Source organism: Streptomyces sparsogenes (assembly GCF_001704635.1).
Classification (GTDB): domain Bacteria; phylum Actinomycetota; class Actinomycetes; order Streptomycetales; family Streptomycetaceae; genus Streptomyces; species Streptomyces sparsogenes.
In genome coordinates, this window is record NZ_MAXF01000029.1 from 27,622 (window position 1) to 40,172 (window position 12,551).

10 protein-coding genes are annotated in these 12,551 nt (G+C 71.9%); all 10 read left to right on the plus strand.

The annotated features are described in order from the left end of the window. Window positions 1–193 precede the first annotated feature (193 nt). The 10 genes from BBH68_RS05845 to BBH68_RS05890 all read left to right on the plus strand — a co-directional run bounded on the left by BBH68_RS05845 (window position 194) and on the right by BBH68_RS05890 (window position 12,522). On the plus strand, window positions 194–1,279 hold the full coding sequence (locus tag BBH68_RS05845) for a mechanosensitive ion channel family protein (protein ID WP_065959408.1): 1,086 nt from the start codon (window positions 194–196) through the stop codon (window positions 1,277–1,279). A 369-nt stretch (window positions 1,280–1,648) separates the two neighbouring features. Continuing rightward, window positions 1,649–2,848 (plus strand): ROK family transcriptional regulator, encoded by a 1,200-nt coding sequence (locus BBH68_RS05850; protein WP_076970971.1) that lies wholly within the window; start codon window positions 1,649–1,651, stop codon window positions 2,846–2,848. A gap of 47 nt (window positions 2,849–2,895) precedes the next feature. Next, the gene (locus BBH68_RS05855; RefSeq protein ID WP_065959410.1) at window positions 2,896–4,227 is read left to right on the plus strand and encodes an ABC transporter substrate-binding protein; all 1,332 of its coding nucleotides are present in this window, start codon (window positions 2,896–2,898) and stop codon (window positions 4,225–4,227) included. An 11-nt stretch (window positions 4,228–4,238) separates the two neighbouring features. Continuing rightward, the gene (locus tag BBH68_RS05860) at window positions 4,239–5,195 is read left to right on the plus strand and encodes a carbohydrate ABC transporter permease (protein WP_065959413.1); all 957 of its coding nucleotides are present in this window, start codon (window positions 4,239–4,241) and stop codon (window positions 5,193–5,195) included. Window positions 5,196–5,219: 24 nt separating this feature from the next. Next, complete coding sequence (locus BBH68_RS05865) at window positions 5,220–6,122, plus strand: carbohydrate ABC transporter permease (RefSeq protein WP_065959414.1); 903 nt, start codon at window positions 5,220–5,222, stop codon at window positions 6,120–6,122. Further along, window positions 6,119–7,381, plus strand: a complete 1,263-nt coding sequence (locus tag BBH68_RS05870; protein ID WP_065959416.1) for a 6-phospho-beta-glucosidase — start codon at window positions 6,119–6,121, stop codon at window positions 7,379–7,381. The genes BBH68_RS05865 and BBH68_RS05870 overlap by 4 nt, the downstream gene beginning before the upstream one ends. Continuing rightward, on the plus strand, window positions 7,372–8,400 hold the full coding sequence (locus BBH68_RS05875) for an N-acetylglucosamine kinase (RefSeq protein ID WP_079150829.1): 1,029 nt from the start codon (window positions 7,372–7,374) through the stop codon (window positions 8,398–8,400). Before BBH68_RS05870 ends, BBH68_RS05875 begins: the two co-directional genes overlap by 10 nt. 288 nt (window positions 8,401–8,688) lie before the next feature. Next, window positions 8,689–10,116, plus strand: coding sequence for a hypothetical protein (locus tag BBH68_RS05880; RefSeq protein ID WP_065959419.1), 1,428 nt, complete (start codon window positions 8,689–8,691; stop codon window positions 10,114–10,116). A 20-nt stretch (window positions 10,117–10,136) separates the two neighbouring features. Further along, window positions 10,137–11,168, plus strand: coding sequence for a glutamate ABC transporter substrate-binding protein (locus BBH68_RS05885; protein ID WP_245737911.1), 1,032 nt, complete (start codon window positions 10,137–10,139; stop codon window positions 11,166–11,168). Window positions 11,169–11,199: 31 nt separating this feature from the next. Beyond that, entirely contained in the window at window positions 11,200–12,522 is a 1,323-nt protein-coding gene (locus tag BBH68_RS05890; protein WP_174588983.1) for a coiled-coil domain-containing protein, read from the plus strand. Window positions 12,523–12,551: the final 29 nt, after the last annotated feature.

Genomic DNA, 12,551 nt, shown 5'->3' on the forward strand with positions numbered 1-12,551 from the left:
CGAGAATCACGGGCCACCCGGGCCCGGCGGCGGAAACCGCCGGGGCCACGCCCTCGCCCCGCTCTCGTACGCCCCCTTGACGCCTTCACGCGCTCTCGAACACAGGAACGGCGCATTCCCGCCCCGGCTACTGTGTGAAGGGTTGCTCGCGCGGTCCTCCGGGCGGGCATGTCGCACATGAAGGGTTTCCGCTGTGTTCTGGTCCGCTGCTCCGGCCGCCGACTCCACGCCTCCCCCCACGACGCTGAAGGACGCGCAGCAGAGCGCCACCAACGCCGCGGGCTGGGTGGAGGAGAACTGGTCCACCTGGCTCAGCATCGGGCTGCGCATCACGCTGATCCTGGTGATCGCCTTCGTGCTGCGGTCGGTCGTGCGGCGCGCGATCACCAAGCTGATAGAGCGCATGAACCGCACCGCCCAGGCCGTGGACGGCACCGCGCTGGCCGGCCTGCTGGTCAACGCGGAGCGGCGGCGTCAGCGGTCCGCGGCGATCGGTTCGGTGCTGCGCTCCGTCGCCTCGTTCCTGATCATGGGCACGGCCGCGCTGATGATCCTGTCGACGCTGCAGATCAATCTGGCCCCGCTGCTGGCCAGCGCCGGTGTCGCGGGTGTGGCCATCGGTTTCGGCGCCCGCAACCTGGTCACCGACTTTCTGTCCGGCGTGTTCATGATCCTGGAGGACCAGTACGGGGTCGGCGACTCGATCGACGCCGGGGTGGCCTCCGGTGAGGTGATCGAGGTCGGTCTTCGCGTCACCAAGCTGCGCGGCGACAACGGCGAGATCTGGTACGTGCGCAACGGCGAGGTCAAGCGGATCGGCAACCTCAGCCAGGGCTGGGCCACGGCCGGCGTGGACGTCCAGATCCGCGCGGACGAGGACCTGGAGGAGGTCCGGGCACTGATCACGCAGGTGGGCGTGGACATGGCGAAGGACGAGCCCTGGAACGAGCGGCTGTGGGAGCCGATCGAGGTGCTCGGGCTGGACGCGGTCTACCTGGACTCCATGGTCGTGAGGGTGTCGGCGCGGACCATGCCGGGCAAGGCGCTCGGCGTCGAGCGCGAGCTGCGGTGGCGGATCAAGAAGGCGCTGGACGAGGCGGGCATCCGGATCGTCGGCCGCCCCGTGGACGCGGACCTGCAGCCCGAGGACGCCTCGACCACGACGGTGACCGTCGCGCCGCCGTCGGCCCTGTCCAACCCGGACTCCCCGCAGGCCCAGGCCGCCACCCCGATACCGCCACCCGCCGCCCCTCCGGCCGCCCCGCCCGTCCAGAAGTAGCCGCGCCGGTGGGGTGCCGGCTCCCGTTGGCCGAGTCACCCCTCGGCGCTCATGAACAGTTCCTTGGACTGGTTCCAGGCGAAGCCGTCGCCGCATCACACATAGTTGCCCGAGGCGACCACCAGTCGGCGTGAGCCGCTGCCCAGCGCGTTGCCGTCGCAGGCCTTGTCCTTGCCGTCGAACGGGCCAGGCCCCGTTCCGGTGAGGCCTCGTTCTCTCCGTCGCTCGGCGACGGTGTCAGGCGCCGCTGGACCGCCGGTGGAGGATCGGTCGCACCCATTGACGCGTCCCGTTTCCGCACCTTACCTTGCTCTTCATCAATAGGAAAGTTTCTTAACAGAGACCGGAAGCGATACGGGGGCACCCACCATGGCGGCATCAGGCACTCCGGGGACGCCGCGCGTGCTGCGCGCCATGAACGACCGGGCCGCGCTCGAATTGCTGGTCGCCCACGGCCCCTTGACCCGGACCCGGCTCGGCGAGCTGACCGGTCTCTCCAAGCCCACCGCCTCCCAGCTGCTCACCCGCCTGGAGGCCGCCGGACTGGTCCGGACGACCGGGAACGTCACCGGCCGACCGGGGCCCAACGCCCAGCTCTACGAGATCAACCCGGCCGCCGCCCATGTCGCGGCGCTCTCCGTCGACCAGGAGGGCATCACCGCCGCCGTCGCCGACATCACCGGCCGGATCCTCGGCGAGCACCGGGTGAACGCCGACGCGACCGCCGAGTCGGTGCGCAACCGCACCGGCGAGCTCGTCGCCGAGGCCGTGGACGGCGCCCTGGCCGCCGCCGGGCTGGGCCGGGGCGAGCTGCGGCAGACGGTCATCGGCACACCCGGCGCGCTCGACCCGCGCACCGGGGTGCTGCGCTACGCACCGCACCTGCCCGGCTGGCAGTCCCGCACCATGCGGGACGAGCTGGCCGAGGTACTGGGCACCCCGCTGGTGATCGAGAACGACGTCAACCTCGCGGCCGTCGCCGAGCAGCACCACGGCACCGCGCAGGACTTCGACGACTTCGCGCTGGTCTGGGCCGACGAGGGCGTCGGCGCGGCCATCGTGCTCGGCGGCACGCTGCTGCGGGGGGCGACCGGCGGCGCCGGGGAGATCGGCTACATGCCGCTGCCGGGCGCCCCGCTCGCGCGCGGCGACGACAGCGCCGCCCGGCCGGACGCCGGCGGCGGCTTCCAGAAGCTGGTCGGCTCCCCCGCCGTGGTGAAGCTGGCCCGGGAGCACGGCATCGAGGCGCCGACCGCCCCCGAGGCGCTCGCCACCGCGCTGCGCACGCCCGGCGCGGGGGACGCCGTCCTCACCGAGCTGGCCCGCCGGCTTGCCACCGGGCTCGCCTCGGTCGTGGCGGTGGTCGACCCGGAGCTGGTGGTGCTCTCCGGGCAGGTCGCCCAGGCCGGCGGGGAGCGGCTGCGCGAGCTGGTCGAGGCGGAGATGACCGGGCTCGCGCTGCCCCGGCCGCTCCTGCGGATCAGCGCCATCGAGGGGGACCCGATTCTCATCGGCGCGCTTCAGACGGCGCTCGCCGATGCCCGTCACACCGTCTTCGACACCGCCTGATCCGCCGGCCCCACCTTGCCGTCCCCCGCGCACAAGGAAGTCCGCCCATGCCACGACGACCACTGGCCCGTCTCGCGTCCGCGCTCGGCGCCGGCGCCCTGCTGCTGGCGGGCTGCGCCAACCCGAGCACCGGCAGCGCCGACGACGATCCGACCAAGCCGGTCACCCTCACCTTCTGGCACGGCTGGTCGGAGAAGAACGAGGTGAAGGCGATCAACGACAGCATCGCCCGCTTCGAGAAGCTCCACCCGAACATCACCGTGAAGTCCGTCGGCAATGTCACCGACGAGACCATCAACCAGGCCCTGCGGGCCGGCGGTGGCGACGCGCCCGATGTCGTCACGTCCTTCACCACCAACAACGTGGGCCAGTACTGCTCGTCCGGAATGTGGGTCGATCTCGACCCGTTCATGGAGAAGACCGGCCTGGACAAGAAGAAGGTCTTCCCCAAGACGCTTCTGGACTACACCAGTTACCAGGGAAAGCAGTGCGCGCTGCCGCTGCTCGCCGACGCCTACGGCATGTACTACAACAAGGACGCCTTCAAGGAGGCGGGCATCGAACGCCCGCCGCGCACCATGTCGGAGCTCAAGCGGGACGCCGCCAAGCTGACCCGGCGCACCAAGGGCGGCGGCTTGGAGCGCGTCGGCTTCATGCCCAACTTCCGGCTCTACCAGAACAGCCCGGACCGGCTCTTCGCCCAGTGGGGGCCGGCCTACTTCGACAAGGACGGAAAGGCGCGGCTGGCGAAGGAAGGGAAGATCAAGGCGTTCTACGCCACCGTGCGGGACCTCATTCGGGAACAGGGCGGATACGGGGCGCTGGAGACCTTCCGCACCTCCTTCGGCGATGAGTTCTCCTCCCAGAACGCCTTTCTGACCGGCAAGCTGGCCATGCACCTGGACGGCGAATGGCGCGGCCTCTTCCTCAAGGACGCGAAGTTCGACTGGGGCACCGCCCCGCTGCCCGTGCCCGACGACCAGGCCGACACCTATGGCCGGGGCTTTCTCACCGGCACCGTCACGGGCATCGCGCACAGCAGCAAGCACCAGAACGCCGCCTGGGAACTGGTGCGCTTCCTGACCGCCGACACCGACCAGGTGGTCGCCTTCGCCAACGCCATCCACAATGTGCCGTCCACCAAAGCGGCGCTCACCTCCCCGAAGCTGGACCCGGACCCGGCGTTCCGCGCCTTTCTCGACATCGCGCAGAATAAGTACAGCAACGCCCTTCCGCCCTCGGTCAACGGTGGACAGTACGTCGTATCGCTGCGGGACTTCTCCTACGGCGTGGAGGCGGGAAAGGTCCATGACCTGGACAAGGGCCTCAAGGAACTGGACGACCAGATAGACGCCGACATTCTCCAGGCGCAGGACTGACGGAGCGCGACATGGCCACGACGACAACCACCGCCCCCGCCCTGCGCCGCAAGCGGCTGCGCGAGCGGCTGCGCACCCTCGGCTTTCTCTCCCCCTGGCTGGTCGGCTTCACGGTCTTCTTCGGCTATCCGCTGGTCGCCACCGTCTACTTCTCCTTCATGCACTACAACCAGATCAAGGCGCCGACCTTCGTGGGCCTGCGCAACTGGCGGTATGTGCTGGAGCAGATGCCGCTGTTCGGGCCGGCGCTGTGGAACACGCTGTGGCTGGTCGTGGTGATGGTCGCGCTGCGCGTCGTCTTCGGCCTGGGCATCGGGCTGCTGATCACCAAGATAAAGTCCGGGGCAGGGTTCTTCCGCACCGCCTTCTACCTCCCCTATCTGGCTCCTCCGGTCGCGGCGACCGTGGCGTTCGTCTTCCTTCTCAACCCCGGCACCGGCCCGGTGAACGACATGCTGGGAAAGGTCGGGATCGACGCGCCGAACTGGTTCAACGACCCGGCCTGGGCCAAGCCCTCGCTCGTGCTGCTGTCCCTGTGGGGCATCGGCGACCTGATGGTCATCTTCATGGCCGCGCTGCTGGATGTGCCGAAGGAGCAGTACGAGGCGGCCGAGCTGGACGGCGCCGGGGCGTTCACGAAATTCCGCTATGTCACCTGGCCGTCGATCACTCCCATTGTGATGTTCGCGGTCGTGACGGGCGTGGTGCAGACCATGCAGTACTACACCCAGGCCCTGGTCGCCGGAAAGCTGGCCTCGGGTGTCAGCATCGGACCGGGCACCGTCATCGAGCCCGGCTATCCCGACCATTCCACGCTCACCGTGCCCCAGCTCGTGTATTCGCTCGGCTTCCAGAACTTCAACACCGGGGCCGCCTGTGTGCTCTCGCTCGTGCTCTTCGCGATCGCGATGGCCGTCACCACCCTGCTGATGCGCCGGCGCGCCGGCCTGCTGTCGGCGGACGACTGAGAAGGCTCGAGAGGAAAAACCGACATGACCACCACCACCCTCTCGGCGCCGTCCGCGCCGGTACGGCCCGCCTCCCGCCGCTCCCCGGCCCCCGCCGCCCGGCGCAAGGCCGTGCTGCACTGGATCGCCGTCCACGCGGTCGCGGTCGCCGCCGCGCTCTTCTTCGTGCTGCCGTTCGTCTTCGTCTTCCTGACCTCGGTGATGAGCGACAGCCAGGCCATGAGCGGCGAGCTGTGGCCCGACGGCTGGCACTGGTCCAATTACGCCGAGGTCTTCAACACCCCCGGCTTTCTCGACTGGTGGCGCAATTCACTGATCTACGCCGGTCTCGGCACGGCCTTCACGCTCATCTCCTCCCTGCCGGTCGCCTACGCGCTCGCCAAATTCCGCTTCCGTGGCCGCCGCACCGCGATGATCCTGGTCATCTCGACGATGATGCTGCCGCCGCAGGTCGTGGTGGTGCCGATGTATCTGGTGTGGGCCCAGCAGTTCCATCTGTCGGGCTCGCTGTGGCCGCTGATCATTCCGATGGCGTTCGGCGACGCGTACTCCATCTTCCTGCTGCGCCAGTTCCTGCTGACGATCCCCCGCGAATACCTCGAATCGGCGAAGGTGGACGGCTGCGGGGAGCTGCGGACCCTGCTGCGGATCATCGTGCCCATGGCCAAGCCGGGCATCGCGGCCGTCGCGCTCTTCCAGTTCTTCTACTGCTGGAACGACTACTTCGGCCCACAGATCTACGCCGCGCAGAATCCGGGCGCCTGGACTCTCTCGTACGGGCTTGAGAGCTTCAAGAGCGCGCACAGTGTCAACTGGAACCTGACGATGGCCGCGACACTGCTGGTCATGGCCCCCGTCATCATCGTCTTCTTCTTCGCTCAGAAAGCCTTCGTCGAAGGCGTCACACTGACAGGAGTCAAGGGTTGAAGCTCGCAGTGGTGGGTGGCGGTTCCACCTACACCCCCGAACTCGTCGACGGATTCGCCCGGTTGCGGGACGCACTGCCCCTGGCGGAGCTGGTCCTGGTCGACCCGGCCACCGACCGGCTGGAGCTGGTCGGCGGGCTGGCGCGGAGGATCTTCGCCAAGCAGGGCCACCCCGGCCGGATCTCCTGGACCGACGACCTGGACGCGGGCGTGGACGGCGCGGACGCGGTCCTGCTGCAACTGCGCGTCGGCGGACAGGCCGCCCGGAACCAGGACGAGACCTGGCCGCTGGAGTGCGGCTGCGTCGGCCAGGAGACCACCGGCGCGGGCGGGCTCGCCAAGGCGCTGCGCACGGTCCCGGTGGTGCTGGACATCGCCGAGCGGGTGCGCCGCCGCAACCCCGACGCCTGGATCGTGGACTTCACCAATCCCGTCGGCATCGTGACCCGGGCGCTGCTGACGGCCGGGCACCGGGCGGTCGGGCTGTGCAATGTCGCGATCGGCTTCCAGCGGAAGTTCGCCAAGCTGCTGGGCGTGGCTCCGGACCAGGTGTCGCTGGACCACATCGGCCTCAACCATCTCACCTGGGAGCGGGCGGTGCGGCTCGGCGGCACCGACGGCGAGGACGTGCTGCCCAAGCTGCTCGCCGAGCACGGCGACGCGATCGCGGACGACCTGCGGATGCCCCGCGCGCTGCTGGACCGCCTGGGCGTGGTGCCCTCCTACTACCTGCGGTACTTCTACCAGCACGACGCGGTCGTGCGGGAGCTGAAGGCGGGGCCCTCGCGGGCGGCCCAGGTCGCGGAGATCGAGCGGCGGCTGCTGGAGATGTACGCCGACCCGGCGCTGGACGAGAAGCCCGAGCTGCTGGGCAAGCGCGGCGGCGCCTTCTACTCGGAGGCGGCGGTCGACCTGACCTCGTCCCTGCTGCGGGACACTGGCGAGGTGCGCATCGTCAACACGTTCAACCAGGGCACGCTGCCCTTCCTCCCGGACGACGCGGTGATCGAGGTCCCCGCCGCCGTGGACGCCCGCGGTGCGAGCCCGCTGCCCGTGCGCCCCCTGGAGCCGCTGTACGCGGGGCTGATCGCCCATGTCACCGCGTACGAGGACCTGGCGCTGGAGGCGGCGCTCAAGGGCGGCCGCGAGCGGGTCTTCGACGCCCTGCTGGCCCACCCCCTGATCGGCCAGATCGAGTACGCCGAGCAGCTGACCGACACCCTCCTCGCACACAACCGGGAGCACCTGGCGTGGGCCTGACGCAGTCCCAGGGCCTGACCGCCCACCCTCCGCACGCGTCCGTCCTGGCGATCGACGCGGGCAACAGCAAGACCGACGTGGCGCTGGTCGGCAGGGACGGGACGGTCCTCGGCACCGCCCGCGGCGGCGGGTTCCTGCCGCCCGTGGTGGGCCCGAAGGCCGCGGTGGACTCGCTCGTCCCGCTGGTGGCGCGGGCGGCGGAGGCCGCGGGGTTCGACCGGCCGCCCCGGGCCGGGCACGTCTCGGCGTGCCTGGCCAATGTGGACCTCCCGGCGGAGGAGGAGCAGCTCACCCCGCTGCTGGCGGCCCAGGGCTGGGGGGCCACCGTCACGGTCGCCAACGACACCTTCGCGCTGCTGCGGGCCGGGGTCGCGGACGACGGCGAGCCGACCGGCGTCGCCGTCGTCTGCGGCGCGGGCATCAACTGCGCGGGCCTGGGCCACGGCGGCCGCACCGCGCGGTTCCCCGCCATCGGCCGGATCTCCGGCGACTGGGGCGGCGGGGGCGATCTGTCGAAAGAGGCCATGTGGTGGGCGGCGCGTGCCGAGGACGGCCGCGGCGGGCCGACCTTGCTGGCCCGCGCCCTGCCCGAGCACTTCGGGCTGACCACCATGTACGAGCTGATCGAGGCGCTCCACCTGGGGCGGATCGCCCCGGCCCGGCGCCATGAGCTGACGCCGGTGCTCTTCGCGGTGGCCGACGCCGGCGACGAGATCGCGCGCGCCGTCGTGGCCCGACAGGCCGAGGAGGTGGTCACCATGGCCACCGTCGCCCTCACCCGTCTCGACCTGCTCGGTGAGCCGACGCCGGTGGTCCTCGGCGGCGGGGTGCTCGCGGCGCGCCAGCCGCTCCTGGACGGGCGGGTGCGCGAGTTGCTCGCCGAGCGCGCCCCGAAGGCCGACCCGAGGGTGGTCACCGCGCCGCCCGTCCTCGGGGCCGCGCTGCTGGGCCTGGACCGCACGGACGCCCCCGCGGCCGCGTACGCCGCGCTGCGCGCGCACTACGCCCGCCGCCGATGACGCCTGCGCCCCGGGTCGTTCCGGGTCGTTCCAGGTCGCGGCGGGTCATCGGGAACCGAAACGCGCCGAAAACCGTATGAGAGATAGGGAGGAGGAGAAGGACGACGCGGACACCCCCCGGGCCCGACGGCCCCGAGGCGAAGATCGCGATCGGGCCAAGATCCGGGCACGACCGGTGTGCTCATCAGCGGCCGAGTCCATACTGCTGCCCGGATACCTGTCCCCCGCCGCACCGGGCGACGGGCCGCCGACAGTGACGTAAGGGGTCAGGACCCAGGGGGAGGTCTCGTGGCACACCCGCCGACCACCGGCGCGGCCGGATCGCCGGCCGCGGGCGCGTTGTCGGGGCGGCGGCCCGCGTGGCGGGAGGGCATCGAGCGGGCCCGGGCCGCGGCGACGACCGAGCCGGGCCGGCTGCGCCTCATCGGAGCCGTGCTCGCTGCCCTGGTGGTGGCCTTCGGGGCGGTGACGGCCTGGCAGGTCTCCGACCGGCGGACCGCGGCGGACGCGGTGGCCGAGCACAGCCAGCCGCTGAGCGCCGCCGCGGCCGACATCTACCGCTCCCTCGCCGACGCCGACACCACCGCCGCGAGCGCCTTCCTGGCCGGCGGGCAGGAGCCGGCCGAGGTGCGCCGCAGGTACGAGGCGGACATCGACCGGGCGTCCAAGCTGCTGGTGCGGGCCGCGGCCACCACGGACGGCTCGGCCACCGCTCGTGAGGAGATACGCAGGATCAATCAACTCCTGCCGGTCTACACGGGCCTGATCGAGTCCGCCCGCGCCAACAACCGCCAGGGCCTGCCGCTGGGCAGCGCGTATCTGCGGTACGCCAACGACACCATGCGGGAGCGGCTGCTGCCGTCCGCCGGCCGGCTGTACCAGGCCGAGACCGCGCGGCTCGGCGAGGACTACGGGGAGGCGAAGTCCTGGCCGTGGGCGGCGATCGGCACCGGCGCCGCCGCGCTGGCCGCCCTGGGCTGGGCGCAGCGCCGCGACTTCCTGCGCACCAATCGGGTGTTCAACCGCGGGCTGCTGGCCTCGACCGCCGCCTCGGCGGTGGCGCTGTTGTGGCTGGTGGCCGGCCACGCCCTCGCCCGCGCCGGGCTCGACGACTCCGACCGCCACGGCGCCCAGTCCCTGCATGTGCTCAACGAGGCCCGGATCGACTCGCTGCGCGCCCGCGGCGACGAGAACCTGACCCTGGTCGCGCGCGGCGCGGTCGTCGTCGACAGGGGCGAGGACAAGGGCAAGGACGCCTATGAGGTGAGCTATGCGGAGCGGATGGCCGACCTCGTCGGCGAGCCCGGCGCCGGGGCGGGCGCCGGGGTCGACCGGGCCGTCTCCGGCAGCCTGCTGGCCCGGGCGCGGGACCTCGCGGACGACGCCGAGGGCCGCGCCCCGGTGGACGAGGCCGTCGCCCGCCTCAGGGAGTGGCAGGAGCGCCACAAGGCCGCCCGCGCCGCCGACGACGCGGGCAACTACAAGGACGCGCGGGCGAAGGTCATCGGGGGCGAGGGCAGCACCGGCGAGTCCTTCGACAAGGTCGACAAGCTGCTGGCGAAGGCTCTGGCCCATGAGCAGCGGGAGTTCGCACGGGCGGCGGACGACGGACGCGGCGCGCTGACCGGGCTCGCGGTCGGCGCGGGGGTGCTGGCCGCGCTGGGGGCGGTGGCCGCGCTGCTGGGCATGGGCCGCCGGCTGGCGGAGTACCGATGAGGGCGACGGGGGGCGTGAGGATGCGATCCGGGCGATCGGTGCGATCGGGCGCGGCGGCGGCCGTGTGCGCCCTGGGTGTGGCCACGGCGATCTTCGTGCCCGCGACGCTGGACGACCAGGGCGACGGGGCCGGGACCGCGCGCGGCGGGGCCGGGGCGCACCCGAGGGCCGCGCGGACCACGGCGGCGGCCACCGCCGACACGTGCGTCCGGCCGGAGGCCAGTCTGCGGCCGTCGAGCGCGAGCGGCCCGGCCATAGAGCGCATCAAGAACCGCCGGGTGGACGGCCACAAGCTGGGCAAGCTGATCGCCGGGGTGGACCAGAACAGCTACCGCTGGGGCTATCGCGACCCGGCCACCGGCGATCTCACCGGCTTCGACATCGACCTGGTGCGCGCCATCGCCGAGGACATCTTCGGCGACCCGGACGCGGTCATCTACCGCGCGATCCCCACCAGTCAGCGGATCAAGGCCCTCCAGCAGGGCAAGGTGGACATCGTCGTGCGCACCATGACCATCAACTGCGACCGCCTGAAGGACGTCGCCTTCTCCACCGCCTACTTCAAGGCGGGCCAGCAGGTGCTCGTCCCCAAGGACTCCTCCGTCACCGGGTACAACACGTCGCTGCGCGGCAAGAGGGTCTGCACGGCGAAGGGTTCCACCGCCGAGGCCGCGCTGGACCAGGAGAAGGGCGGCGCGAAGGACCTGGGCGCCATCAAGGTGGACCCGGTGCCCAACCAGCTCGACTGCCTGGTCAGGTTGCAGCTGGGCCAGGTCGACGCCGTGATCACGGACAACGCGTTGGCGGCCGGGCAGGCGGCCCAGGACCCGTCCGTCAAGCTCGTCGGCAAGCCGTTCACCGAGGAGTTCTACGGCGTGGCGATGAACAGATCCGACAAGGACCTGGTACGCCGGGTCAACAAGGTGCTGGAGGAGTACCGCTCCGGGGGTGAGAACAGTCGCTGGATGCGGGCCTACCGCAAGTGGCTCGCCGAAGATCTCGGCAAGACGGAGGAGAATCCGGCGGCACCCGCGCCGGCCTACAAGGACTGAGTCGCAGGGCACGGACACGGAGAGGTGATCGATGGGGGGCACGGGACCCTTCCCCAGTTCCACGGGGGAACCCGAGAAGCCGGTCATGGGCCGCGAGGAGGTCGACCGTGTGCTGGCGGGGCTCGTCGCCGAACACGAGGCGATCGAGTCCTCGCTGCTCGCCCTCCAGGACCACGCCGGCCGCAGACTCCTCGAAGGCGCCGAGCTGACCGGCGTCACCAAGGACCGCTGGGCCACCACCGAGCAGGCCATCTCCCTGCTGTGGACGTATTTCGACGCCTACACCGACGCGCTGAACGCCGCCCGTGAGGTGCGCGCCCGCCACCGCTGGCCCACGCCCGGCGAGTTGGCCGAGCTGACCGAGCTGCTGCGCGGCCCCGGCATCACACTGCCCAGCAGCGCCTCGCTCACCGGCTCGCCGCTGCTCAGCGAGCAGTTGACGCTGCAGGCGCTGGTCGACCGGATGAACCGCTGGTACGCCGAGGCGCTCGACGTCATCGTGACGGCCGACGCGGTGTGGTCCGCGCTGCCCGCCCGTATCGACATGCTCTCCGCCGAGCTTCGGCGCACCCGCTCGCTCGCCCACTCCGTCGGGGTGCGCCCCGGGGAGCACCCCTCGGGGGACGACCTCGAGCGGATCACCGCCGAGCTGACCTCGCTGCGCGCCGAGGTCGTCCGCGACCCGCTCGCCTTCTGGTCCGGGGCCTCGCCCAGCTCGGCGCCCGGCGGCGGCCGCCCCGACACCACCCGCTATGACGCCGCGGCCCGCGCCCTGGAGGACGTGCGGCGCGAGATCGAGGCGGTCCTCGATGTGCGGCAGGACGCGGAGCGGCGGCTGATGCGGCTGCGGGATGTGCTCTCCCGCGCGGACCGCACGCTCGCCGAGGCGCGGCAGGCACGTGGCGAGGTACTGGCCAAGATCGCGGCGTCCGAGGTGCCCGCGGTCAGCGGCCCGCCGACCGTGCTGCAGGAGCAGCTGGTCACGGCGGCCGAGTACCGCAGGCGCGCCCAGTGGCACCGGCTCTCCCCGCTGCTGGAGTCCCTGGAGGAACGCGCGGACGAGGAGCTGCTGCGCGCCCGGGAGTCGCTGACCGCGGTGACCGCGCCGCTGGCGGTGCGCGCCGAACTGCGCGGCCGTCTGGACGCGTACAAGGCGAAGGTCGCGCGGCACGGCCTGGCCGAGGACCCGCTGCTGATCGAGCGGTACGACACCGCGCGCCGGATGCTGTGGAGCGCGCCCTGCGACCTGCGCGCCGCCGAGGCGGCGGTGCTGCGCTACCAGCAGGCCGCGGCCGAGACCCTGGCCCCGCGCGGGACGGAGCCGGGCGGCCGGAGGACGGGGGAGGTCCTGTGAGCGTCGCACGCGCGGCCGCCGGGCCGCAG